At 45.5% G+C, this 25,146-nt stretch carries 21 protein-coding genes and 1 riboswitch; of the genes, 19 read left to right on the forward strand and 2 right to left on the reverse strand.

The features are described from left to right. Positions 1–4: 4 nt before the first annotated feature. The 6 genes from ABFV83_RS06755 to ABFV83_RS06780 all read left to right on the forward strand — a co-directional run bounded on the left by ABFV83_RS06755 (position 5) and on the right by ABFV83_RS06780 (position 6,865). On the forward strand, positions 5–1,315 hold the full coding sequence (locus ABFV83_RS06755) for a YhfT family protein (RefSeq protein ID WP_349948144.1): 1,311 nt from the start codon (positions 5–7) through the stop codon (positions 1,313–1,315). Between the two features lie 13 nt (positions 1,316–1,328). Further along, positions 1,329–2,312: an amidase family protein gene (locus tag ABFV83_RS06760; protein WP_349948145.1), complete on the forward strand. Its 984-nt coding sequence runs from the start codon at positions 1,329–1,331 to the stop codon at positions 2,310–2,312. Positions 2,313–2,412: 100 nt separating this feature from the next. Next, complete coding sequence (locus ABFV83_RS06765; RefSeq protein WP_349948146.1) at positions 2,413–3,282, forward strand: phosphotriesterase-related protein; 870 nt, start codon at positions 2,413–2,415, stop codon at positions 3,280–3,282. Positions 3,283–3,295: 13 nt separating this feature from the next. Next, on the forward strand, positions 3,296–4,390 hold the full coding sequence (locus tag ABFV83_RS06770) for an aminotransferase class V-fold PLP-dependent enzyme (RefSeq protein ID WP_349948147.1): 1,095 nt from the start codon (positions 3,296–3,298) through the stop codon (positions 4,388–4,390). Further along, on the forward strand, positions 4,391–5,554 hold the full coding sequence (locus ABFV83_RS06775) for an alanine racemase (RefSeq protein WP_349948148.1): 1,164 nt from the start codon (positions 4,391–4,393) through the stop codon (positions 5,552–5,554). It begins immediately after the preceding gene. A gap of 96 nt (positions 5,555–5,650) precedes the next feature. Further along, entirely contained in the window at positions 5,651–6,865 is a 1,215-nt protein-coding gene (locus ABFV83_RS06780; protein ID WP_349948149.1) for a phosphopentomutase, read from the forward strand. 81 nt (positions 6,866–6,946) lie between these two features. Here the strand turns inward: ABFV83_RS06780 and glmS are convergent, their stop codons facing one another. Continuing rightward, the gene (gene glmS, locus ABFV83_RS06785) at positions 6,947–8,764 is read right to left on the reverse strand and encodes a glutamine--fructose-6-phosphate transaminase (isomerizing) (protein WP_349948150.1); all 1,818 of its coding nucleotides are present in this window, start codon (positions 8,762–8,764) and stop codon (positions 6,947–6,949) included. A gap of 613 nt (positions 8,765–9,377) precedes the next feature. On the opposite strand from glmS, the gene ABFV83_RS06790 reads away from it, so the two are divergent. From ABFV83_RS06790 to ABFV83_RS06805, 4 genes are all read left to right on the forward strand, one after another. Next, positions 9,378–10,136: a glycerophosphodiester phosphodiesterase gene (locus tag ABFV83_RS06790; protein ID WP_349948151.1), complete on the forward strand. Its 759-nt coding sequence runs from the start codon at positions 9,378–9,380 to the stop codon at positions 10,134–10,136. Then, positions 10,114–10,971: a Cof-type HAD-IIB family hydrolase gene (locus tag ABFV83_RS06795; protein ID WP_349948152.1), complete on the forward strand. Its 858-nt coding sequence runs from the start codon at positions 10,114–10,116 to the stop codon at positions 10,969–10,971. The genes ABFV83_RS06790 and ABFV83_RS06795 overlap by 23 nt, the downstream gene beginning before the upstream one ends. 104 nt (positions 10,972–11,075) lie before the next feature. Next, the gene (locus tag ABFV83_RS06800; RefSeq protein ID WP_349948153.1) at positions 11,076–12,650 is read left to right on the forward strand and encodes an NlpC/P60 family protein; all 1,575 of its coding nucleotides are present in this window, start codon (positions 11,076–11,078) and stop codon (positions 12,648–12,650) included. Positions 12,651–12,722: 72 nt separating this feature from the next. Next, positions 12,723–14,273 (forward strand): LCP family protein, encoded by a 1,551-nt coding sequence (locus ABFV83_RS06805; protein ID WP_349948154.1) that lies wholly within the window; start codon positions 12,723–12,725, stop codon positions 14,271–14,273. Between the two features lie 164 nt (positions 14,274–14,437). On the opposite strand, the gene eam is transcribed toward ABFV83_RS06805, so the two are convergent. Continuing rightward, positions 14,438–15,700, reverse strand: a complete 1,263-nt coding sequence (gene eam, locus ABFV83_RS06810; protein WP_349948155.1) for a glutamate 2,3-aminomutase — start codon at positions 15,698–15,700, stop codon at positions 14,438–14,440. Positions 15,701–16,716: 1,016 nt separating this feature from the next. Here eam and ABFV83_RS06815 point away from each other — a divergent pair. From ABFV83_RS06815 to dhaM, 9 genes are all read left to right on the forward strand, one after another. Beyond that, complete coding sequence (locus ABFV83_RS06815; RefSeq protein ID WP_349948156.1) at positions 16,717–17,946, forward strand: Zn-dependent hydrolase; 1,230 nt, start codon at positions 16,717–16,719, stop codon at positions 17,944–17,946. Positions 17,947–18,057: 111 nt separating this feature from the next. After that, entirely contained in the window at positions 18,058–18,720 is a 663-nt protein-coding gene (locus ABFV83_RS06820) for a thioredoxin family protein (RefSeq protein ID WP_349948157.1), read from the forward strand. A 253-nt stretch (positions 18,721–18,973) separates the two neighbouring features. Further along, on the forward strand, positions 18,974–19,543 hold the full coding sequence (locus ABFV83_RS06825; RefSeq protein ID WP_349948158.1) for a glycerol-3-phosphate responsive antiterminator: 570 nt from the start codon (positions 18,974–18,976) through the stop codon (positions 19,541–19,543). A gap of 94 nt (positions 19,544–19,637) precedes the next feature. Beyond that, positions 19,638–21,134: a glycerol kinase GlpK gene (gene glpK / locus ABFV83_RS06830; RefSeq protein ID WP_349948159.1), complete on the forward strand. Its 1,497-nt coding sequence runs from the start codon at positions 19,638–19,640 to the stop codon at positions 21,132–21,134. 56 nt (positions 21,135–21,190) lie between these two features. After that, positions 21,191–21,904, forward strand: coding sequence for an MIP/aquaporin family protein (locus tag ABFV83_RS06835; RefSeq protein WP_349948160.1), 714 nt, complete (start codon positions 21,191–21,193; stop codon positions 21,902–21,904). A 192-nt stretch (positions 21,905–22,096) separates the two neighbouring features. Beyond that, complete coding sequence (locus tag ABFV83_RS06840; RefSeq protein WP_054737716.1) at positions 22,097–22,291, forward strand: hypothetical protein; 195 nt, start codon at positions 22,097–22,099, stop codon at positions 22,289–22,291. Between the two features lie 87 nt (positions 22,292–22,378). Beyond that, complete coding sequence (gene dhaK, locus ABFV83_RS06845) at positions 22,379–23,365, forward strand: dihydroxyacetone kinase subunit DhaK (protein ID WP_349948161.1); 987 nt, start codon at positions 22,379–22,381, stop codon at positions 23,363–23,365. Between the two features lie 23 nt (positions 23,366–23,388). Beyond that, positions 23,389–24,006 carry a dihydroxyacetone kinase subunit DhaL gene (gene dhaL / locus ABFV83_RS06850; protein ID WP_349948162.1) on the forward strand — a complete coding sequence of 206 codons (618 nt, stop codon included), beginning with the start codon at positions 23,389–23,391 and terminating at the stop codon, positions 24,004–24,006. A 14-nt stretch (positions 24,007–24,020) separates the two neighbouring features. Continuing rightward, positions 24,021–24,401: a dihydroxyacetone kinase phosphoryl donor subunit DhaM gene (dhaM, locus tag ABFV83_RS06855; protein WP_349948163.1), complete on the forward strand. Its 381-nt coding sequence runs from the start codon at positions 24,021–24,023 to the stop codon at positions 24,399–24,401. A 249-nt stretch (positions 24,402–24,650) separates the two neighbouring features. Next, positions 24,651–24,748: riboswitch (purine riboswitch) on the forward strand. Positions 24,749–25,146: the final 398 nt, after the last annotated feature.

The raw sequence follows: 25,146 nt of genomic DNA on the forward strand, positions 1-25,146 counted from the left end.
AGGTATGAAATACATTGTTATTGCTTTAATCGGGGCGTTGGCTTCCGTTTTATCCAATCAGGGGATTGCAGTATTTAATGACGGGTTCCGGCCAATTGTGGGGCAGTATTTTAATGGAGAGATCAACCGGAAAGAACTGGCAGCCATGAGCTTTGCCATCAGCTTTGGCCTGGTCATCGGTTTTGGTATACCCACCTCCATTGCAGCAAGCATTATTTTGATCCACTGCCTGCTGCTGACTACGGATATCATCGGATCCTTCTGTAATAACAGCAAAAACGGGATGATCCTTTCCGCTGTTATCGGAGCCGCATATGGTTTAGCGATCCTCGCTGGTCTTGAGTTTGTTGTGAAACTTTTCAGCTATATGCCATATAACTTTACCAGTGACTTGGGAAGCGTTTCCGGCTATATAACGGTTGCATTTGCCGTGTTCCCGGCAGTGGGCATTGCTTACCAGCATGGTTTTAAAAAAGGCATGACCACTGGAATCGTAACCGTACTTGTTTATTTTCTTGTTAAAAAATTTGGTACTTTTACCATTGGAGCAGGCAAGGTTTCTTTAAATGCGGAAGGCATGGCAATGCTTGCAGGCATGATTATGATGATTCTTTATGCTGCCAAACAGAAAGGAACAGAACATGCCAATGAAATGCTGACCCAGGGCTTTGAGGGCAATATTTTACGCATCCGTAAAAACTGGCTGCTGCTTGCTGTTATGGGCGGTCTGATCGCGGCCGGAACCAGCCTTTCCATTATTGCCGGCGATCCCGCCTCCCTGGCTCTTTTAGCCAGCCAGGAATACAGCAACGCCGCATTAACTGCACTGGCAAGAGCCATTGGTTTCATACCTTTAGTATTTACTACAGCCATTGTTACAGGCGTTTACGGCGTAGCCGGCTGCACCTTTGTGTTTGTGGTGGGATTGTTCCTTCATGGAAACCCGCTCTTTGCCTTTGTGATCGGATTTGCAGTCATGGTGGCAGAAATTTTCCTGATCAACATTTTTGCAAAATACATGGATAAATTCCCTGGAGTCAAGGATATGGGAGAGTATGTGAGAACATCCATGAACAAGGTCCTGGAAATCTCTTTGCTGGCAGGCGGTATTGTTGCGGCAGAAAAAATGGCAGCTTCCTCTTCCGGATACACCGGCATCGGAGCACTGTTTGTAATCGGGGCCTTCCTGTTAAATAAGAAAGCGAAAAAGCCGATTGTGGATCTGGCTGTTGGTCCTGTGGCATGTATCGTTTTCGGAGTGCTTTTAAACCTGTTTCTCATAATCGGACTCATTGCGATCCCGACAGCAAAGTAGTCTGGAAATTGATATGGAAAAACTTGAAACATATGCAAAGAAAACATTTCTGGCACTTAAGAATCCCTGCTGCACCGTAAATAAGGTAAATCCCCGGGTTATTGATCTGGTTGCTTCATCGCATCAGAAACATGGGTTTGCCTGGTATACCGGAATCAAGGATACTCCGGTCATTCCCGAAGAACTAAAAGATCGTCTTAATGAATGCGGATTTTTACTTCATACTGCCGATAGAATGGCCTTGGGCGGAAGAGCGGTGGATTTACAGCTCATTAATCCCATAACCGGTAAATGGATGACCGGCTCCAGCAGCGGCACAGCCCTTAATGTGTTCTATGGAATCAATGATGCAGGAATCGGAACAGACGGAGGCGGCAGCGTTCTGGCACCTGCCGCTGCGCTCAATCTTTATGGATTCATCTCCCCGTTAATAGAGCAGGAGCATATGAGGCGGCATTCAAAAACCTCCACTGACGGTATCCTGTTTTCTCCCAGTCTGGGCGCCATTACCAGAGATTTAAAGACTCTGGAACAGATTTTAAATCCATTGCTTGGAATGAGCCTGGCAGAGGAATCCATGAATTGGGATTCCGGCTGGGAATGGAAAGAGGTTCCAAAGGTCAGCCAGCCTGATATCTATGGACGCCGGGAACCATTGATCCAATACTTAAACGGGATCATAAGCCCGGGGACCATCCTGATCTCAAGGGAAGGACCTGTGGATGTAAACGCCATGGGAGACAGCATTTACGGTCATTTTGATATGGAAACAGAACGTAGTCAGGCTCGTTCAGGAAAAGGGCTGATGCGGGTGGTCAATATGTGCGGTAAATCCGCACTGACCATTCCTTCCAGTGAGCTGGGATGCTGTACCGTTCTGATCTGTGAAAGTAAGAAAGAGGACATTGAAGCCATGTTCCGAAAGGCCAGATTGCTTGCCTGCAAAAGATCCCGGCTGATCGAGCGGTACTTTATGAATTTTGATATGTATTTTTAGAAATATTTTTCAACCTTGAGTTTGTGAACAGTGCGCCCCGCCTCATGGGGCGTCAACTGGATATACAAGCATATACGCTTGATTCATTAGGAGACAAAATATGGAAAAAGGTTATACTTTGATGCATGAACACATTACCATAGACTTATCCGGGGTAAAAAAAGACCCGGATTGCCGTCTGGACTGCTTTGAGGAAACGAAAAGTGAGCTTCGCGCTCTGTATCAGCTTGGTGTCAGGCGGATTCTGGATGTAACCAACATGGGTATGGGAAGGAATCCGGAATACGTAAGCAATATGGAAAAAGCCACCGGCATCCAGATCCTGCAGTCCACCGGCTTTTATAAAGAGCCGTTTCTTCCGGATTTTGTGTATTCCATGTCTGAAACGGAGCTGGCAGAACTGGCCGAAAAGGAATTAACGGAAGGAATTGGGGATTCCGGCATCAAAGCAAGAGTCATAGGTGAGTTCGGAACCAGTAAAAACACCATGACAGATATGGAAAAAAAGGTGTTTCACTCCATGGCTCTGGCAGCGGTTCGTACCGGAGCCCTGGTTACCACACATACCACCCTTGGAACCATGGCTCTGGAACAGGCCGTATATTTAATAAATGCCGGGATAAAGCCGGAGAAGATCATCATCGGTCATTTAGACCTTTCCCAGGACCCGGATTATATTCTTTCAGTTCTTAAGGAAGGCGTCAACATCGGGTTTGATACTGTGGGTAAAAATAATTACTGCCCTGACCGGCTCCGTGCAAAAACGTTGAAGCGGATCGCGGAAGAAGGATTCCTTGGGCAGGTGGTATTATCTATGGATATTACCAGAAAATCTCATTTAAAAAAATGGGGAGGTCCGGGTTATGCATATCTGTTTGAAACCTTTCTTCCCTTGCTTCGGGAATACGGTTTATCTGAGGAACAAATCGATATGCTGCTGATTGATAATCCAGACCGGATTCTGAAATAAGGAGGAAGAGAAAATGCTGACTTATCCGTTATCCAGTATCTCTGTGGAGGAGGCCGCCAGGCTGCAGTTCAAGGTGATTGATTGTATCACAAAAGCATTCAGCGGCCGTGAGATTTTAAACCGGGGAGACCTGGGGGTTGTTCCAGGACTTAATAAGCCCTTAACCACAAAAAAGGCAGAGCAGGTTATTGCAGACCTGTTTGATGGGGAAGCCTGTATCCTGGTAAGAGGAGCCGGAAGCGGAGCAATACGATCCGGACTCCACAGCATGCTAAAACCGGCTGAAAAAATCCTGGTACACAAGGCGCCCGTTTACAGCACCACTGCCACATCTCTTGAAATGTTAAACATACCGGCCATAGAGGCTGATTACAATGATCTGGACGATATACGCCGGGTAATGAAAGAAAACAATGATATTAAGGGGGCGATCATCCAATACACAAGGCAAAAACCGGATGACCGCTACGACATGTCCCAGGTAATAAAGACCATTAAGGAATGCAGCCATATTCCCATATTGACCGATGACAACTATGCCGCCATGAAAGTGAGCCGGATTGGTATCCAGTGCGGGGCAGACCTTTCCTGTTTTTCCTCATTTAAGCTGTTGGGGCCGGAAGGCGTAGGCGTTATCGTGGGAAAGGCATGCTACATTGAAAAGCTAGTGAAAGAATGTTATTCCGGAGGTATGCAGGTTCAGGGCCATGAAGCCCTGGATGTACTCCGCGGCCTTGTCTATGCGCCTGTGGCCCTGGCCATCCAGGCCCAGGTAAATGAAGAATGTGTAAAGCGGCTGAACACAGGTGAGATTCCTCATGTGAAACAGGCATTTCTGGCAAATGCCCAGTCAAAGGTGCTTTTGGTTGAGTTTTATGAGAACATTGCAGAAAAAGTCCTTAAGGAAGCCGAAAAGCTGGGAGCAGCACCGAATCCGGTGGGAGCGGAATCAAAATACGAATTGGTTCCCATGTTTTACCGGGTATCCGGCACCTTCCGGAATGCGGATCCTACACTGGAAAGCCGTATGATCCGGATTAACCCCATGCGTTCCGGGGCGGATACTATTTTACGCATTATAAAAGAAGCCGTAGAAAGAGTGATGTAAATGTTTTTAGAGCAGACCATAAAACGAAACCCGGAACTGATCAAAGCATCCTTTGAGCTTCATCAGAGCGGGCAGATTGGGCCGGATTCTTATGTGATAGACGTGGATACTTTTCTGGAAAATGCATCTTTCATGTTAAAAGAAGCAAAAGAAAAAAAAATCCGGCTGTTCTTCATGCTGAAACAGGCCGGGAGAAATCCCTATCTGGCAGGGAAGCTGATGGAACTGGGCTATGAAGGAGCAGTTGTGGTGGATTATAAGGAAGCCAGAGTCATGATGGATCACCGGATCCCCATTGCAAATGCAGGACATCTGGTACAGATTCCTACTGCCCAGGTAGAAGAGATGGTAGCATACCGCCCTCAGATGATCACCGTTTATTCCGAAGAAAAAATCAGCCAAATCCATCATGCAGCAAAGAAACTGGGACTTTTACAGGATATCATTCTCCGTGTTACCAGTGATTCGGATGTAATCTACTCCGGACAGACAGCAGGGTTCCCCCTTGATACATTAAAAGATCTGGCAGAACGGGTCAAAACCCAGTATCCCAGTGTAAGGATTGCAGGCGTTACATCTTTCCCCTGTTTTTTATATGAAGAAAACGCCCATGACCTGATCCCTACCGTGAATATGGATACCGTAAAACAGGCGGCTGTCATTTTAAAGGAGAGCGGATTACCTGTAACCGTTTTAAACACGCCTTCTGCTTCCTGTACCTACACCTTAAAAAAGATCAAAGAGCTGGGTGGAAACTGTGCTGAGCCGGGACATGGCCTGACCGGAACCACTCCAATGCATGCGGACCATATGCTTAAGGAAGTCCCGTGTGTTACTTATGTAAGTGAAATATCCCACAATTTTAAAGGGCAGGCTTATTGCTATGGCGGCGGATATTACAGACGCTCCCACGTAAAGTCAGCCCTGGTTGGAACCGCTTTTGATAATTACACAGAAATGGGCGTTATTCCGCCTTCCAATGAAAGCATTGATTATCATTTCGGCCTGACAAAAGAAGGGACGGTAGGAGATACTGTGGTAATGGCATTCCGTTACCAGATCTTCGTTACCCGGTCGGATGTGGTTTTGGTGGAAGGATTAAAAAAGAAAAAGCCGCAAATTGTTGGAATATATGACAGCATGGGGAAAAAGAGTGAAAGATAATTGTTTCACCTTTGATTTTGTGAAAAGCGTGTCCCGCTTCATCGGAAGTCAACTGGATATGTAAGCATATCTGCTTGATTCATTAGGAGACAAAATATGAAGAAAAGATTTATTGTCATTGTTTTGGATGGATTCGGCATCGGAGCCATGGAAGATGCCCGTATTGTCAGGCCGGGAGATGAAAAAGCCAATACCTTAAGAAGTATTCTAAAGGATTATCCCGATTTAAAGCTGCCGGCACTGGAGAAGCTGGGCCTTATGAATGCCTATGGGGAGGAAAGCGCCTCCATGAAATTTTCACCTGAAGCTAATTTCGGAAGCTGCGGACTCATGCATTTTGGGGCAGATACGTTTATGGGCCATCAGGAGATCATGGGAACCCTTCCCAAAAAACCGGAAGTCCATCCCTTTCAGGAAAAGGCAGACCCAGTAAAAGCCCATCTGGAGGCAAATGGACACCAGGTACAGGTCATAGAGCGGCAGGGGCTGCGCTATCTGCTGGTGGACCAATATGTAACCGTAGCAGATAATCTGGAAGCTGATTTAGGGATGTGCTACAACGTAACGGCTCCTTTGGATCTGATCTCCTTTGAAGAGGAATATGCCATTGCCAGAAAAGTAAGGGAAGTAGTGACCGTAGGCCGGGTGATTGTGTTTGGCGGAACCGGAAATACCATGGAAGACCTCTGGAACGCCGAAGAAGTGAAGCAAGGCCGCTTCATCGGCATTGCGTCTGCAAAATCCAAGTCCTACGATCATGGCTACCAGTGCAGACACTTAGGTTATGGAGTGGATCAGAATGTACAGGCTCCCACAATTCTCACAAAAGCAGGCTTTGACTGTACCCTGATTGGAAAAGTAGCTGACATTGTGTCCAATGACAGGGGACTGAGCATTTCCTGTGTACCCACACAGGAAGTAATGGACCTTACGTTTCGGGAAACAGAAGCCATGAATCAGGGCTTTTTGTGTACCAATGTTCAGGAAACCGACTTAGCCGGGCATTCCCAGTCCACCATGACTTATAAAAAAATCCTGGAAATCGCAGACCAGGGAATCAGCAGGCTTTTGCCGGAACTGACTTTCCAGGACATTCTGGTGATCATGGCTGACCACGGAAATGATCCTGCTATCGGTCACAGTAAGCATACCAGGGAACGTGTTCCCCTTCTTGTATATAAAAAGGGAATAACAGGAAAAATCCTTGGAAGGAGAACAACCCTGTCTGACATAGGCGCGACCGTATGTAATTATTTTGGCACAGACGATCCGCAAAACGGAGAATCCTTCTTGCAGGTTCTAAAAAATTGAAGTTAAGGAATTTAGCCATAAAAGAATCATGAGAGAAACGGCCAGGGCCGCACCCTCATGATTCTTTCTTTTCCTATGAGATTACTCAACTGTCACAGACTTCGCCAGATTCCTTGGCTGATCCACATCCAGATCCTTACCCACAGAAGCATAATATGCAATAAGCTGAAGCACAACCGCTATTGGAAATACGGTAAACCGGTCGCCGATCTCCGGAATATTAATCTGAACATCAGCAATTCCAGGCTCAACCTTTGATTTCTCCTTTGTCAATAAAATAACAAATGCTCCTCTTGCCTTTACTTCCCTGATATTGGAGATGGTCTTTGAAAAAATCTTTTCCTGTGTTGCAATGGCAATAACTGGAACCTGATCTGTTATAAGAGCAATTGTCCCGTGTTTCAATTCCCCTGCAGCATAAGCTTCCGCATGAATATAGGAGATTTCTTTTAATTTCAAAGCTCCTTCCAGGGAAAAAGCGTAATCAAGGCCACGCCCGATAAAAAATGCATCCGGCTTATTGATCAGGTGTGTTACCAAAGCTTTTACTTCATCCTTTTTTTCAATCATGGCCTCCATGGCCGGTATGGCATCAAGCAGCTTTTTAATAAAATCCTCGGCTTCCTCATGGTCATAATTTCCCCGGACAAAGGCCATCCGGCAGCAAACCATATAAAGAGCCGCCAGCTGGACAGAATATGCTTTGGTGCTGGCGACCGCAATTTCCGGGCCTGCATGAGTGAAAAGAACGTAATCACTCTCTCTGGCAATGGTAGAACCTTTTACATTGACCACGGAGAGGGTAGCAGCGCCGCAGGCTTTTGCCAGCCGCAAGGCCGCCAGGGTATCAATGGTCTCCCCTGACTGGGATATGATGATGACCAGGGTGTTACGATCAATGAGGGGATCCTCATAACGGAATTCAGAAGCAATGGAAACCGTAACAGGGATCCGAAGGAGCGGCTCCATAAGAGCCCTTGCCACCATCCCTGCATGCATGGCAGTACCGCAGGCCACAATATGAACCTGGCTGCACTGTTCTAACACGGTATCCGGTATGCCGTCATCGCCAAAGTCCGGAAGCCCCTTTACCAGGCGCGGTAATATGGTATTTTTAAGGGCATCCGGCTGTTCGTGGATTTCCTTCAGCATGAAATGGGGGAAACCATTCTTCATGGCTGCATCCATGTTCCAGTTTACCTCCATAAGCTCCGGAACTTCTTCCTCCTGCTTAAGATTGTAAAGATGTACCTTATAGGAGGTGAGTTTTACAATATGATCCTCCGGAACCACAAAATACTGCCTGGTATATGGAATGAGGGCAGTCAGGTCTGAAGCTACAAAAGAACCGGAACGGGTATAGGCCACTACCAAAGGGCTGACATTACGGATTGCATAAATTTCACCGGGATGATCCTCAAACATCACACAAAAGCTGTAGGAACCCTTTAAATAGGCGGTAAATTTTGAAATAGCTTCCACAGGATCTCCCTGATAAATGCTTTCCAATACCCAGGCAGCCACCTCGCTGTCTGTTTCAGAGCGAAGCTTGCCCTCCAGATGAAAATCCAGGGTAAGCTGATGATAATTTTCTATAATGCCATTATGAACCAGGGTGATCCGTCCGGCCTGATGGGGATGGGTATTCTGGGTCGTCACACCTCCATGGGTCGCCCACCTGGTATGTCCAAGACCACAATGTGACACCTCTGTGATTCCTTTGCATTCTGCCTTTAAATTAGATACTTTTCCTGTATGTCTGATCAGACGGGTATGGGAATTCTCCATAAAAAGAGCAATGCCTGCGCTGTCATATCCCCGGTATTCCAGCTGGGATAATCCCTCCAGTAATATTCTTTTAGAGTCCAATGGTCCTGTATATCCAATAATTCCGCACATAATTTTGCAATCTCCTTAAATTTTCATTTTATATCTGCACTTATTCTTAAAAATGGCAAACAAAAAACAAGCTGTCTGGCTCCAAATTTTAAAAACGGCAGCTTTTATCACATTCTGTTATATCTCCGGTTCCAACGCGTTTGTTTTGCAGTTACCCGCATATTTCACGTAGGATACACGCCCGGAGGGGCATGGAAGGGCATCCGCCGAAAATTCGATAACCCTTCACCTCGTCAACCCTTGATACCATTTTCCTGGGAAAAATGTTCACGATCGTATCAACAGGTACATGGCGCTTAGCTTTGCTATTGTTATTTATGCCTCCTTCATAAATCTAGTTTATTATAGCCTTTGATCGTTTGTGCGTCAATACCATGATTTACATTCATTTTACGAAAAGTACCTTTTTCATTTTACATCAATTCTATAAAATGAATTTATGATATGCAGAAAGGTTATGATTCCACACCTCAGTCCGCAGGAGCTCTTCTCAGCGTATTCCCTGAAGCAAGGCAGATCGTGGAAACAGAGTTCGAAAACATGAGCATCAATAAGTCCATTGAAGACTATAATCTTATTAACGGCTGGATTTATTTCGAAAGGATATTGACAGATGAGAACAAAAGTTTGGGCTCACAGAGGCGCTTCCGCTTATGCGCCGGAAAATACGCTGGAGGCTTTTGAACTGGCCATCAGGCAGAAAGCAGACGGAATAGAACTGGACATACAAATGACAAAAGATGGGAAGCTGGCTGTCATACACGATGAGACCATTGACCGCACCTGCGACGGCACCGGTTATGTAAAAGACTTCACCATGGAAGAACTGAAAAGGTTTCATTGCAGCAAAATCCGGCCGGAATTTGGCAGCTCAGCCATTCCAGAACTGACAGAAGTATTGGAGCTTGTAAAGCCTTTTGATCTTACTGTTAATATCGAACTGAAAACAGGGAACTTCCGTTACAGAGGAATTGAGAAGGAAGTATTAAAGCAGGTTAAAAATGCCGGGTTAGAGGAACGGGTCATCTATTCCTCCTTCCATCCCCCCAGCATTGTGAAGGTAAAGAAACTAAATCCCAATGCATTAACCGGCCTTCTTATTTCAGACGGTTTTATTAACGTTACCGGATACGCAAAATTACTGGGGGCAGATGCACTTCATCCGTCTCTCAACCTCCTCCGGTCTAAAAAACTGATCAAGAGCGCAAAAAAAAGAAAGCTTCTGCTCCATGTCTGGACCGTGGATGACAAAAACATGATGAAATACCTTGCAGAGCAGGAGATTGATGCCATAATTACCAATTATCCTGATATTGCAAAAGAAATTATAGATAAGAAAGGAAGATCATATGATACGATTAGTCGCATCTGACATGGATGGAACTCTTCTAAACCGGTATGGAAAGATTTCCGCCTTAAATATTGCCGCCATTGAGGCTCTCAGGCGGAAAAACATCGGTTTTGTAGTCTGCACAGGCAGAAACTTTGAGGATGCTTTTTCCCCCTTAAAAGAAGCCGGAATTTCCTGTGATATCATTTGCATGAACGGCGCTGCCGTTTTTAACAGCTTTGGAATACAACTGAGAAAGCAGCCGCTGTTAAAAAAACAGGTAAACCGTATTCTCAACATTTGCCGCCCGTTTTCCGTTCTTTATGACTTTATGACAGAAGAGGGAAGTTACACCACCTCCACCACGGAAGACTTTCGGAAAAGCTTTGAGGATAAGATTTTTCTTCCTATGGTTTCCGATGAGCATACCTACGAGACCATTGCAGCGCGGTTTCGCTTTACAACAGAAGAAGTGCTTCTTAGATCCTCCTGGGAGATTTATAAAATGTCTGTTGTCCATGAAAACCCGGAAGTCTTAAAGCAGATTCGCTGTGCTCTGGAAAAAGAAGAAGGAATTTCAATTGCTTCATCGGCCCCCTCCAATCTGGAACTGACTCACATAAGGGCGCAAAAGGGATCAGTCCTTATGGATTATGCGGCAAGCGCCAACATCCGTCCCAGGGAAATCCTTGCCATTGGAGACAGTGAAAACGACTTATCCATGCTCACCCTTCCGTTAGGGTATACCATTGCCATGGGCAATGCCTCGGAAATAATAAAACGCAGAGCACGCCTCATAACCAGAAATAACGATGAGGATGGAGTTGCTGCTGCCATTGATGCCTTAATTCTTTCTGATGCAGCCACAGTCTATTGACCCTTTCACCAATCTTAATAAACTATTAAATCTTTTTTTCTGTATTTTGGTCTCGGACTATGCTATAGTTCTATTCTAGAAAAAAATTACGGGAACGATAGCAGATGAATTTGAAAAAAACGGTCAAAGTACAGATATCAGCCGCCATGTTTATGGCTCTTATGAGTGTGTGCCTTTGCACATATTCCCAATCTTATACTTCACCCTACGATAGACTTAATATCATACCGGCAGCAGAAACCACCTTTCTGGCAAAAGCCGAAGTAAAAGAGGAAATCCCCGAGGAAGCAGCAGAGGAACCTGCTCCTTTTGTTCCTTCCCTTTCCACATTTAATCTTGCATTTATTTATGGAGAAGGCGACAGCCAGGAAAAAAGCCTGGGAGCAGAAGCAGCGGAAGCCCTTTCCCGCAAGGATTCGGATTGGCTGGCTTCCATTTACCAGCTGGCCAGTAAAAGCCCTGAACAGGCCGCATCAAGCCTTGGAATTCCAACAGCTCCATTAAAAGGGCTTTCCTTCAATAAGATTGATATTGCCTTTTATGATGAAAAAGGGAACATGATCTCCCCTCAGTCCAATATCCAGGAAATCATGGCAATGGCCAATACATATTTTTATTATAGTGCACCGGAGGATTACGATGCTTTTTTAAGTTATGCCCTTAAGCTGTGGGAAAGCTCTCACAGCTTCCAGTATTCCATCAGTGAGGTCTATGATTGCGGCGGTACCCTGGAAGGGAAAGCAGCCGTCCCCCAGCTGGAACGGACAGCCACACCGGCCCAGGCAGAAACGGCGGTTGTTCCGGAATCTTCTGCCGCCGGAGAAAGTGCCACAGGCAATGCGGAGGCTCTCCTTCCTTCAAAGGAAATCGGACCTGGTATCGCACTTAGGGAAGCCGCAGCGGCAGCAGCACAACCAGAAACGGAAGCTCCGGCAGAAACAGAAGCAGCTTTGCCTTCCGTCTGTCCCGGACACGTGGATCTTCACGTGAAAGCGGTGATTGCAGGACTTTCAGACCCAAAGAAGGGCTTATTTGCCCTTGATGCCGTTGGAAATGAGCCAAAAGAAGAGGGCCTCTGGCAGGGTTGGACGGAGGAGAACAAAACCTATGCCTCTGATCTGGCAAAACAGGACTGGTCAGAATGCTACGGCTTAACCCTTTCCCCTTCATTTATCACCAATCCCCTTTCCTATGAGGAAATTAACAATTATATGAGCCGCCTTCCTGAAAATCTTTCAGAAGACCGGAAAAAACTGATCCATTATGCCTTGTCCTCCGTAGGAAGAGTTCCTTACTACTGGGGCGGCAAGCCATCATCTGCAGGCTATGAAAAAAACAATTTCGGGTCCCTGGTATCACCGGATGAAAAAGGCCGTTCCATGAAGGGGCTGGACTGCTCCGGCTGGATCAGCTGGGTATACTGGTCCGCTCTCAGTAAGCGTTTGTCCTGTGAGAGTACAGGAGGTCTGATTTCCTGCGGAACCCCTATCCAGAAAAATGACTTACAGTCAGGCGATATTCTCTTAAAGACAGGAGATGACGCCCATGTGGTCATGTTTCTCTGTTGGGAGAGCAACGGAAATATGACGGTGATCCACGAATCCAGCGCATTGGTCAATAATGTAACGGTTACAACAATGGATGCAAACTGGCCTTACTGCAGAAAGCTGATTGACTGATAAAATTAAGAGAAAAGCAAGAAATTACAGCCTGGTTTCTGATAGAATAGATAGGATCTGCCAAAGAAAATATTGGAAAGGATTGATTATTCGGTCATGGATTATGAGGATGAATTAGACCGCATGCGGGCCCGCAAAAAGCGGGAGGGCAGCAGAAAAGCGGGGAGTGCTGACAGGGCGCGCCCGGCAGAAAAAAAGCACGGAGCGCATACGGCAAAAGGGGACAGGACTTATTATAGTACAGGTGATGGAAGGAATCCGCGTGTCCGTTATAACGGGCCGCAAAATAACGCCAACCGGAAGGCAAGTAAAAAGCGGAAGCGCAAACACAAGCAGAGAGTGGTACTTACGGAGCTTGTAATTTTAGCACTGGTGCTGCTGGCCGGGTTTTTTATATTGAAACAGCGTACCCATCAGAAAGGATTTTGGACCATTGCTATTTTTGGCGTGGATGCGAGAGATGGCAGTCTGGAAAAGGGCTCCCTATCTGACGTGGAAATGATCTGCAACATTGATAAAGCTACCGGCGAAATAAAACTGGTATCTGTTTACAGGGATACATATTTAAAGATCAACAGCAAAGGAACCTATCACAAGATTAACGAGGCTTATTTTAAAGGCGGCCATAAACAAGCAGTAGACGCATTAAATGAGAATCTGGATCTTAACATAGATGATTACGCCACATTTAACTGGAAGGCCGTTGCTGATGCCATTAACATTTTAGGCGGGGTGGATCTGGAAATTACGGATTCAGAATTTGCCTACATCAACGGTTTTATAACTGAGACCGTTAATTCCACCGGAATCGGTTCTTATCAGTTAAAAAAAGCCGGTATGAACCATTTGGATGGGGTACAAGCTGTGGCCTATGCCAGACTCCGTCTCATGGATACGGATTTTAACCGGACAGAGCGGCAGCGCAAGGTAATAAGTCTTGCAATGGAAAAAGCGAAAAAGGCTGATTTTAGTACACTAAGCACCCTGGTTTCTACCGTATTCCCACAGATATCCACCAGCATTGGCATGAATGATGTTCTGTCCATTGCCAAAGGAATCAATAAATACCACATAGGAGAAACAGGCGGTTTCCCATTTTCACGTACTACCATGAAGATCGGAAGAATGGATTGTGTTATCCCCACTACATTGGAGAGCAACGTCATCCAGCTCCACCAGTTCCTTTATAATCAGGAGGATTATACTCCGTCTTCAACGGTAAAGAAGATCAGCGACAAGATCGCCCAGGAAAGCGGTCTTAAGGAGCCTGGAAAGAATGCTCCGGCCGGGGGAAGTTCAGGCGGTAAGAAAAAGGAAAGTTCTTCTTCAAAAAATACCGCTCCTGTACAAACGGAGGCTCCCACAGAGGAAAGCGTGAAAGAAACTACAGCAGAAAATACGAAAGAAACAGTTCCTGAAACAACAGAGCAGGAGAGTACAGTAGCTCCCACCAACGATGACGGAAGCCTGATTGGACCTGGGGCTAATATAAAGGAAACCAAGGAAGAGAAGAAGCCGGAGAAAGAAACAGAAAAGGAAACAAAACCGGAAAAAGAAACCGTGGAAATTCCGGAAGTACAGGAAGGCCCTGGAGCCGGCGGAGAGATCGGTCCCGGAGCATAGGAAAAAAAGCTCATTGATGAAATAGCAATGATAACTTTCTAAAAAGCATAGATTGAACACCAAACAAGAAACTAACAAAGTCAGCCATCTTGTCCAATGTTCAATCTATGCTTTTTTTCTATATAATTCCGCTCAGAATGACTGCCAGTGCGACGGGAATTTCATCAGGATTCAAGATAACTCCTGATATCCTTTGTTTCATGATCTTCGTATTTAACGATATTTCCTTCCCAGGTTCTCAGCTGAACATAGCCTGGCCCCCGGGATACAATGTAATTGGGGAAGATAGGAGTTTTCCCCAATCCCTTGGGAGCGTTTACTATAAATGTAGGAATGGCCATGCCTGAAGTATAGCCTCGTAAATATTCCATGATCTCTATACCGTCTTCAATGGATGTATTAAAATGAGCAGTTCCCTGAACATGTTTTGCATGAAAGATGTAATAAGGTCTTACTCTGCATTTGAGCAGCTCATGATTAAGTACCCGCATGATGTACTTATCATTATTAATTCCATTTAGCAGCACGGCCTGATTTCCCAGAACGATCCCGGAATCAGCCAGTTTTTCACATGCCGCTTTTGACTCTTTCGTAATTTCTATGGGATGATTGAAATGAGTGTTTATATAAATCGGATGATATTTTTTCAGCATGGAGCATAATTGATCCGTTATCCTTTGAGGCATGGTTACCAGGCATCTGGTACCCAGGCGGATATAGTCAATATGGGGTATCTCTTTCAGCTGCTTTATCAGCCACTCAAGGTCCTCATCAGAAAGGCACAGGGCGTCCCCGCCAGTGATCAGCACATCCCTGATTTCTTCATTTTCCCTTATATAATCAATAGACTCCTGGATCATATTACGGGATCTATGGACATCCTCTTCACCGATATTCCTTCTTCTCTGACAGTGCCTGCAATACATGGCACACTCATTGGTCACATTAATAATCAGCCGGTCCGGATACCGTCTTGTAATGCAGCCCGCCGGATTTGTAAATTCCTCACCCATAGGATCGAGATCCGTGCAGGAATCCTCCAATTCTTTATAGGTTGGAATTGATAATAACCGTATGGGATCATACCTGTCATCCGGATCTGCCAGACTTAAATAATAGGGAGAAACCGCCCACCTGAACTTCTTCTCAACCTTTTTAATGCGCATTTTTTCTGTTTCACTTAAGAAAACGATTTTACTTAAGGTCTCAACATCCGTTATCTTATGGGTTAACTGCCACTGATAATCATTCCAGTTTTCTTCTGTGGCATCCAGTACCTCTAATATTTTGGCTTTCCTCTTAATGAATTCTTTCTCCAGGTCCATTCCCTTTGGAATCCCCTTGCGGGCTTCTAAAAAATCTTCAATTCTCCCCTTTAATTCCTCTGCTCTTTCAATTGATACCTGCCGCTTTTTGCTTTTTCCCATTTAACCTCTCCTTACATATTTTATTCACTCCATAAAAAACAAACTTCTTATGGAGATTTTTGCAACGAAAAACGAAAGCTTCTCTACTTTTACGAAACTATCAGAAGTTTATTCAAATTTTATTTTAAAAGTTCTTACATGGGATGATTGGACAATACATCTTCCAAGGTCTTCCAACAAACCTGTGGTTTTATCCGCCAGGCAGCCTGCAACGGGCCTTGCTTGCTGGAAAATGAAACGTTACTGGTTATTTATAAATTCAAGATATGATGATGGATTATAATGTCAGATCAGATATCCAAAGCAACAACTCAATTATACCAGTAAAGTTGTTGCTTAGTCAACCGCATGAAAATAACAATTCTATAAAACTTAATCGTTATAATAATATCTCAGACTAAAATAATATTTAATGTTTTGAAAGAGAATGAAGCAAAAGATTACATTCCATATAGTTGCATAAAATCTATGCTGACTTGAAAAAGTAAATTCCAGTGCAAGATTAAATTCTACCGCACCTTTATAATTCCTAGAATTTATCGAATTTGTTAGGAAAACTCAATTCACTATTTGGAACATATAGAGTGGTTTATTCTGAAAAAACTTTATATTGTGTCAAGCGTTTTTTATAGGCATTCTTGGCCTATGCAGAAGTAAATTCCATAGTAATGGAGCTTATTCTTTCTGTTTATGAGAAATGATACCGTAAGACCAGATATCCCCGTCAAGGGGGCAAGCCCTTGACAGGTAATCTGCCTTTCGGTACAGGGTGTTCAAGACAGAAATGGATAGCTATTCTTTCATATGAAAGATTAAATTCTACTTGTGCAAGACTAAATTCCAGTATGGATCAATAGAGTGGAATTTACTTTTTCAATTTAGGGCATAAAATCTATGAAGTATAACATGTTCAAAATTGTCTATAAATATGTTATACTTCTTTTGACAGCATAAAATCAGCAAATCCTTTAAAAAGGTAATCTTGTATGTGTTGTTCATAAAAGGAGGTAGGTAACATGATTCAGTGCAATTATGAAAGAATGGAAGATAAGATTAAAACTTTCAGCCGGTTTGGAAATACGGGAAGGGGTGGAATTACCAGATTTTCCTTATCGGAAGAAGCCTTAGCCGCAAGAAAAGAATTCGTAAAGCGCATGGAGGCAATTGGTGCCTCCATTGCAACAGACGATATGGCAAATATATATGCAACCATTGACGGAACAGAAGATTTGCCTGCCATAGTCTCAGGTTCTCATATGGATTCCGTACGGCAGGGCGGAAATTATGATGGGATTCTGGGTGTTTTAACCGCAATGGAAGTGGCAGAAACCATAGTAAAAGAAAAAATACCTCACAGGCATCCAATTACGGTTATTGTATGGACCAACGAAGAAGGAGCCAGATTTGAACCGGCAATGATGTCTTCCGGTGTTATTTGCGGAAAATTTGACAAGGAAACCATGCTGGCTTCACAGGCAAAAGACATTCCAGGATATACGTTCGGAGAGGCTTTGGAAAAAAGCGGTTTTAAAGGAAGGGAAGAAAACCGGCTGGATCCGTCTAAAACAAAGGCTTTGGTGGAACTGCATATTGAACAGGGCCCGGTACTGGAAGCAGAAGGGGTAGATATTGGAGTGGTAGAAGGTGTCTGCGGCATGATCAATTACGAATTTACTTTTACCGGACAGGCAGGCCACGCCGGAACAACGCCTATGAAATACCGTAAGGATGCTCTTTATGCAGCAGTAAAAACCATTCAATATCTCCATGATGAGCTGGACCAGTTAGATGGCAAACTGGTTTATACCACAGGAAAGATTTCTGCCCATCCGAACATTCATACCATAATACCGGATGAAGTAAAAATCACCCTGGATGCAAGACATCAGGATCCTGAAGTGATCAGGCAGGTACTTGCAGTAATTAAAAAAATTCCAAGCGTTGTGGAGCAATGCAAAGTGAGCTATGAGGAAGCATGGTCACGTAAGACCGTAAGCTTTACTGCCGAACTGGTTGATTATGTAGAAATGAGCGCACAGGAATGCGGCTATTCCAATCGGAGAATCTACAGCGGCCCTGGCCATGATGCGCAGTTTGCTATAGATATGGTTCCCACTACCATGATATTTGTGCCAAGTGTAGGAGGCCATAGTCATTGTGAGATCGAATATACTCCAGTAGAAAACTGCTTAAAAGGGGCTAATGTACTGCTAAATACAATTTTGCATATTGATAAGGAGCATTAAACAATAATAAAGCTTTATAGCCAATCTTTCGCTGATATGGTATGATGAAACTGCTACTATATCACGGTACAGCAAATGTACCGCAGGCGAAACCTGACAGGAGGAATTCAAATGATTGATTTGTCAAGGATACCAAAGACAAGCAGCCTGATCGACGAAGCGTTAAGGGAGCAGCTAAACGGCATTTTTTCCAAGATGCCGGAACCGGTAGTGCTAAAGGCTGTGGTTGATATGGAACAGGAAAAGGATTCCGAGATGGCATCATTTCTGCATGTTATTTCGGAGCTGGGGGAGCAGTTACGTGTGGAACTCTACACCCCAGCGGAGGCAGCCGCCCAGGTTCCTGAGCTCGATACGGCTTATCTGCCGGTAACCGGGCTTTACAAGGACGGCGAATACCGGCGGATAACCTTTCACGGGGTGCCCGGGGGAAAGGAGATCAACTCCTTTGTTCTTGCTGTCCTGAATCTGTCGGGAGGCGGTCAGGAAGTACCGGAAAAGTTAAAAAAACGCATTGGTAAGTTGAAGAAAAAAGCGAATATCAAGATCTGTGTGTCCCTGTCATGCCATCACTGCCCGGCAGTGGTAGCGGCATGTCAGCAAATCGCTATTTTAAACCCAGGCATTGAGGCCGAAATGATTGACGCGGCTCTTTACCCGGAGCTGGTGGAAAAATTCAACATTTCAAGAGTGCCTATGATGATCACCAATGACCGTGATACTTATATGGGAAGTAAAACGATTGAGGAAATTGTTAATTTGTTAAAATTTTAACTGTTGAAGTATGAAATTTTTATAAATATTTGTGAAAACTTAATAAACCAAAACAACAAATACGTTGAAAATATGTGCAAATCATCACAATTAAATCGAAGCTATTGAAAATTCGTGTGCAATGTGCTATATTGAATTAAGGTTAATACATTGTGCAGAGATGACGGAGAGCATGGGATAACAACAGAAATGTTGTTTATATTCTATGCTCTTTTTTTCTAGGGGCACATTGTATGCAGGAAAAGGAGATTCCATGGATCAGAAATTATACGACCTGATTGAGGCAAGCCCGGTGATCGCAGCCGTTAAGGATATGGAGGGCCTAAAGGCCTGCTGCGAGGCGGAAGATGTAAAAGTAGTTTTTGTTCTGTTTGGCGATATCTGCAATATAGATTCTATTGTAAAAGAGATCAAGCAGTCAGGCAAGGTTGTAATGGTACATATCGATCTGATTGCGGGGCTCAGCAGCAAGGAAATTGCTGTGGATTATATCAAAAATTATACGGAAGTGGACGGAATCATTTCGACCAGGCCGGCAATGATTAAGCGTGCCAAGGAGCTGTCGCTGTACACGACGCTGAGAGTTTTTATCCTGGACTCAATGGCGTTTGAGAATATTGAAAAACAGGTGAGTCAGGTACGACCGGATATCATCGAGATTCTGCCGGGGCTGATGCCAAAGATGATCCGGCGGGTCAGCCATCTCGTGAAGGTTCCGGTGATTGCCGGAGGGCTGATCTCGGAGAAGGAGGATGTGATGGCCGCACTGTTGGCGGGGGCCATCTCGGTATCATCCACAAACCAGGATGTGTGGAAGCTTTAACTGCAATACATGGGGTAACTATACTGTTCTTTCCGGAGAGAATAGTTGGTACAATAAAGGCAAATATTAACCAAATTGTTAAAGGAGGTCTTTTATGGCAAAGTATGTAATGGCATTGGATGCGGGGACAACAAGTAATCGCTGTATTCTCTTCAATGAAAAGGGAGAGATGTGCAGTGTTGCTCAGAAGGAATTTACACAGTACTTCCCGAAACCCGGCTGGGTTGAGCACGATGCGAATGAGATTTGGTCCACCCAGTTGGGCGTTGCGGTAGAAGCAATGTCAAAGATCGGTGCGGGGGCCGAAGATATTGCGGCAATCGGTATTACAAACCAGCGTGAAACTACGATTGTATGGGATAAGAAGACCGGTGAGCCGGTATATCACGCAATCGTATGGCAATGCCGGAGAACTTCAGAATATTGTGACTCCTTAAAAGAAAAGGGTCTGGTTGACTCATTCCGTGCCAAGACCGGTCTGGTAATCGACGCATATTTTTCCGGAACCAAGCTGAAATGGATCCTGGATGAAGTGGAAGGTGCCAGGGAGCGTGCAGAAAGAGGCGAGCTTCTGTTTGGTACCGTGGAAACCTGGCTGATCTGGAAGCTGACCAAGGGGGCCGTGCATGTCACCGATTACTCCAACGCGTCCCGGACCATGCTGTTTAATATCAATACCCTGGAATGGGACGAGGAAATTCTGGCGGAACTGAACATTCCAAAATGTATGCTTCCGGAAGCCAAACCGTCAAGCTGCGTATATGGAGAGACAGAGCCCCAATTCCTGGGCGGTGTGATTCCGATCGGCGGTGCGGCAGGAGACCAGCAGGCTGCACTATTCGGCCAGACCTGTTACAATCCGGGAGAGGCAAAGAATACATACGGAACCGGATGCTTCATGCTGATGAATACCGGAGAGAAGCCTGTCTTCTCAAAGAATGGGCTGGTTACTACCATTGCCTGGGGCTTAGATGGCAAAGTCAATTATGCTCTGGAAGGTTCCATATTCGTGGCCGGTGCGGCTATTCAGTGGCTGCGTGACGAGCTGAAAATCATTGACTCTGCACCTGATTCCGAATATATGGCAAGGAAAGTAAAAGATACCAACGGCTGTTACGTAGTACCGGCATTTACCGGTCTGGGAGCACCTCACTGGGATCAGTATGCACGGGGAACGATTGTGGGCCTGACCCGCGGTGTCAATAAATATCATATTATCCGGTCCACTCTGGATTCACTCTGCTATCAGGTCAATGATGTCCTGCAGGCGATGAAAGCGGATTCCGGGATTGCGCTAGCTGCTCTTAAAGTCGACGGCGGTGCCAGTGCCAACAACTATCTGATGCAGACTCAGGCTGATATTATCAACGCCCCGGTCCACCGTCCGCAGTGTGTGGAGACAACGGCGATGGGAGCCGCTTATCTGGCGGGTCTGGCAGTTGGCTACTGGGCCACCAAGGAAGATGTGGTCAAGAACTGGGCAATCGACAGACAGTTCCAGCCTGAAATCGGGGAAGAGCAGAGAACGAAGAGGATCCGCGGTTGGAATAAGGCAGTTAAATATGCTTATGGCTGGTCTAAGGAAGACTAAATTGACACACCGGGGATGTTTCATATGAACCCATAATAGAAAAAGGGGGTACTACAATGTTAGCTTATATTGCTGAGTTTATTGGAACTTTTTTATTGATATTGCTGGGTGATGGAGTTGTAGCCAATGTGACTTTAAACAAATCGGGTATGAAAGGGGCAGGCTCCATTCAGATTACCTTTGCCTGGGGTCTTGCTGTTATGCTTCCTGCATTTATCTTCGGAGGCGCTTCAGGAGCACACTTTAACCCGGCACTGACGATCGCGCTGGCGGTCGACGGCAGCCTCGCCTGGAACCTGGTTCCTGGTTATGTCATCGCACAGTTTGCCGGTGCATTTTTGGGCGGCTGTCTGGTTTACCTCCTGTTTAAGGATCAGTTCGACGCTACGGATTCTGCAGCCACAAAGCTGGGGGTATTCTCAACCGGACCTGCTGTTCCGAACACGGGACGCAATATTTTAAGTGAAGCGGTGGGAACGTTTGTCCTGGTATTTGCAATTAAAGGGCTTTCTCAGGCAGGTGCGGTTCCCGCTGGAGTGAGTAACCTCCTGGTCTTCGGAATCATCGTATCCATCGGTATGTCCTTAGGCGGTCTGACCGGTTATGCCATCAATCCGGCCCGTGACTTGGGTCCCCGTCTGGCCCATGCGGTTCTGCCGATCAAGGATAAGGGCGATTCCAACTGGGGTTATGCACCGGTTGTCATTATCGGTCCTATTATCGGGGCAATTGCAGCGGTGCTTCTGTATGGTGCGATTCCCTGGCAATAAGATACAATTGGCGGCAAACGGGTCCAGCACCGCAAACGGCTGTCATAGTACCCGGTGAAATGGAATAAATTAAGTTGAATGGAGAATAATTGCTATTGCAACCGAAATTTATATTGTTGTGGTTGCTGCTGGAACTGGAATTGATATTGTCGCCGCAAAAGATGCGTGAAAGCCAAGAAAGGAGGGCAATCCATGAAGAAAAAGAAACTGGATCTCACCAATATGAATGGTGTGACGGAAGACAAAGACACAACCTGCGGACTCAATGACATGAACTGTGTCGGTGAAGAAGATGTAAACACCTGCGGGCTCAATGACATGAACTGTCTGGGAGAAGAGGACGACAAAACCTGCGGACTCAATGATATGAACTGTCTGGATGAGTAAAGATGAAGATTTGTTAAATTTCAGAGACTTCTTATTATAGGAGTCTCTGAAACGTTTGTCGGAACATCATAAAAAGGGGGTTTTATAATGAAAAAATTCATCAATGATGCGGCACTGGTTGAGGAACAGATGATCCTGGGAATGGTAAAGGCATATCCTCAGTATCTGAAGAAGCTGGACTGCGGTAATGTGGTAGTGCGTGCCCATAAGAAAGAAGGCAAGGTTGCATTAATCAGCGGCGGCGGCAGCGGTCATGAACCAGCTCACGGCGGTTTTGTGGGCAAGGGTATGCTGGATGCGGCAGTTGCCGGAGCGGTCTTTACCTCGCCTACTCCTGATCAGATCTATGAAGGTATTAAGGCAATCGCTACGGATGCCGGTGTGTTAATGGTAGTCAAAAACTATACCGGCGATGTAATGAACTTCGAGATGGCTGCCGAAATGGCGGAAATGGAAGGCATTCAGGTAAAATACGTGGTGACGAACGACGATGTGGCCGTTAAGGACAGCCTGTATACGGTTGGCCGCCGGGGCGTGGCCGGCACCGTTTTTGTGCATAAAATTGCCGGTGCAATGGCTGAGCAGGGTGCTTCCCTGAATGATGTACAGGCCGTGGCACAAAAGGTAATTGACCAGGTCCGCACCATGGGTGCGGCGATTGAGCCGTGTACAGTGCCAGCAGCAGGAAAACCCGGATTTGAACTGGCGGATAATGAAATGGAAGTCGGCATCGGCATCCACGGTGAGCCAGGAACCCACCGGGAACCGCTGAAACCGGCGGATGAGATTGTGGATCTCCTTTTGACGCAAATTCTTGCCGATATTGATTACACCGGCAGTGAAGTGGCAGTTATGATCAACGGCGCCGGAGCGACACCGCTGATGGAACTGTTTATCATCAATAACCATGTCGCAGATGTCCTGAAAGAAAAGAATATTCATGTGTATAAAACCTTTGTCGGTGAATATATGACTTCTATTGAGATGCAGGGCTTTTCCATTTCGCTGCTCCGTTTGGATGATCAGTTGAAGGAGCTTTTAGACGCCCCAGCCGATACACCGGCATGGCGATAAAACACAAGGAAAGGTGATGCAGCATGGTAGACAGTAGTAAAGTAATCGAGATTATCAGAGCGATCGGGTTCAGCATGGAAGAGCACAAAGAGGAGCTGACTGAACTGGATCAGCCCATTGGCGATAGCGATCACGGCATTAATCTGGCCCGTGGCTTTGAGGCGGTTGAAAAGAAGCTTCCGGAGCTGGCAGGGAAAGACATCGGAACTATCTTAAAAACAGTCGGAATGACCCTGGTCTCCACCGTTGGCGGAGCCTCCGGTCCGCTCTACGGCTCGGCTTATATGAAGGCCGGTATGGCACTGGCAGGAAAAAACGAGATGGATCAGAAGGATTTCCTGGAGATGATGAAGGCGGCCGCCGACGCCGTGATGCAGCGAGGCAAGGCGGTTGCCGAAGAGGCAACCATGCTGGATGCAATGCTTCCGGCTCTTAAAGCCATGGAGGAAGCTGACGCTGCGGGCGCCTCGGCAAAGGACATGCTTGACGCCGGTGTGCGGGCGGCCTGGGCTGGTACGGAACATACCAAGGATTTGATCGCCACCAAAGGACGGGCCAGTTATGTGGGGGAACGCGGGCTGGGGCATCAGGATCCCGGTGCAACGTCATTTTCCTATATGCTTGAAGTGATTGCCCGGTAGAAAGGATAAGAAAAATGGTTGGGATTGTGATTGTTTCGCACAGTGAGAGTCTGGCAAAAAGTGTTGTAGAGCTTACCGCCATGATGGCACCTGATGCCAGGATCGCACCGGCCGGCGGGTTGGATGACGGCAGTTTCGGTACGAGTTTTGAGAAAATTCATGCAGCCATCCAGTCGGTGTATTCGGATGACGGAGTGCTGGTGCTGATGGATATGGGCAGTGCGGTAATGACGACCGAGATGGTGCTGGAGACGATGGACGGCATGAAAGTGGCGATGGTGGATTGCCCGCTGGTTGAGGGGGCAGTAGTAGCGACGATTGACGCGGTCGGCGGAATGGATTTTGACGGGATTCAGCGGTCACTTTCTTCTGTTGGGGCGTCAAAGAAGTTTTAGGCGGCGGGAATGTCAAACGGCCGATGGCGGAGCCTGTAAAGTATCGATTATATTCTACGCATTTATATAAAACCTTTGAAGTTATTTCGTGTTCAAAGATATTTTTGAATGCGAAATAACTTCAAAAAGGTGACAAAATAATAAATCGAGCCCCGATCACATACTTGAATATGCATAATGTACAAACATAATAAGTATATATTATATAAACTGCCTATTGATTTTACAATATCAACAATGTATGATTTTTATAACTTATGTTGAGAATTTTATATAAGCCCATAATATGGTTGGGCGTTTCTACCAATTACCGTAAATAATTGATTATAAAATTTTTGAATGTGGCATGATTACTTGAAATTTAATGTGATCCTGGTTAGTATGCCTGTTCAAATGTTTTATAATCTTTTTTTGTGCTTTTTATGGAAAGCTTTCTAGTCGGACCTTCTACTTTTATAGCCACACTATGCTTAGGGCTATTTATTGGTTTCTGGACTACGAAAGTTACAATTCCAACTTTGGAAAAATGCGGTTATAAAGTACCGGCATTTGGCAGCGAAGGGTAACTGTAATGTAAATTGTTTATGCTCGCAATAAGGGTCTGGTTTTAGAGCGGCTTGATTGAATAAATACTTTTACTCTACCTGAAGAGGAAAATACACTGATTTAGACTCTGCAGAAAAAGCATAGGATATATTGTTAAGTTAGAACGGCTTCCTATACAATCTCAGCATGGGTTAAGATT

Source organism: Lacrimispora sp. BS-2, assembly GCF_040207125.1.
Classification (GTDB): domain Bacteria; phylum Bacillota; class Clostridia; order Lachnospirales; family Lachnospiraceae; genus Lacrimispora.

Coding starts and splice junctions, on each gene's coding strand:
- ABFV83_RS06755 (WP_349948144.1), top strand. CDS start 5: ATGAAATACATTGTTATTGCTTTAATCGGGGCGTTGGCTTCCGTTTTA.
- ABFV83_RS06760 (WP_349948145.1), top strand. CDS start 1,329: ATGGAAAAACTTGAAACATATGCAAAGAAAACATTTCTGGCACTTAAG.
- ABFV83_RS06765 (WP_349948146.1), top strand. CDS start 2,413: ATGGAAAAAGGTTATACTTTGATGCATGAACACATTACCATAGACTTA.
- ABFV83_RS06770 (WP_349948147.1), top strand. CDS start 3,296: ATGCTGACTTATCCGTTATCCAGTATCTCTGTGGAGGAGGCCGCCAGG.
- ABFV83_RS06775 (WP_349948148.1), top strand. CDS start 4,391: ATGTTTTTAGAGCAGACCATAAAACGAAACCCGGAACTGATCAAAGCA.
- ABFV83_RS06780 (WP_349948149.1), top strand. CDS start 5,651: ATGAAGAAAAGATTTATTGTCATTGTTTTGGATGGATTCGGCATCGGA.
- glmS (WP_349948150.1), bottom strand. CDS start 8,764: ATGTGCGGAATTATTGGATATACAGGACCATTGGACTCTAAAAGAATA.
- ABFV83_RS06790 (WP_349948151.1), top strand. CDS start 9,378: ATGAGAACAAAAGTTTGGGCTCACAGAGGCGCTTCCGCTTATGCGCCG.
- ABFV83_RS06795 (WP_349948152.1), top strand. CDS start 10,114: ATGATACGATTAGTCGCATCTGACATGGATGGAACTCTTCTAAACCGG.
- ABFV83_RS06800 (WP_349948153.1), top strand. CDS start 11,076: ATGAATTTGAAAAAAACGGTCAAAGTACAGATATCAGCCGCCATGTTT.
- eam (WP_349948155.1), bottom strand. CDS start 15,700: ATGGGAAAAAGCAAAAAGCGGCAGGTATCAATTGAAAGAGCAGAGGAA.
- ABFV83_RS06815 (WP_349948156.1), top strand. CDS start 16,717: ATGATTCAGTGCAATTATGAAAGAATGGAAGATAAGATTAAAACTTTC.
- ABFV83_RS06820 (WP_349948157.1), top strand. CDS start 18,058: ATGATTGATTTGTCAAGGATACCAAAGACAAGCAGCCTGATCGACGAA.
- ABFV83_RS06825 (WP_349948158.1), top strand. CDS start 18,974: ATGGATCAGAAATTATACGACCTGATTGAGGCAAGCCCGGTGATCGCA.
- glpK (WP_349948159.1), top strand. CDS start 19,638: ATGGCAAAGTATGTAATGGCATTGGATGCGGGGACAACAAGTAATCGC.
- ABFV83_RS06835 (WP_349948160.1), top strand. CDS start 21,191: ATGTTAGCTTATATTGCTGAGTTTATTGGAACTTTTTTATTGATATTG.
- ABFV83_RS06840 (WP_054737716.1), top strand. CDS start 22,097: ATGAAGAAAAAGAAACTGGATCTCACCAATATGAATGGTGTGACGGAA.
- dhaK (WP_349948161.1), top strand. CDS start 22,379: ATGAAAAAATTCATCAATGATGCGGCACTGGTTGAGGAACAGATGATC.
- dhaL (WP_349948162.1), top strand. CDS start 23,389: ATGGTAGACAGTAGTAAAGTAATCGAGATTATCAGAGCGATCGGGTTC.
- dhaM (WP_349948163.1), top strand. CDS start 24,021: ATGGTTGGGATTGTGATTGTTTCGCACAGTGAGAGTCTGGCAAAAAGT.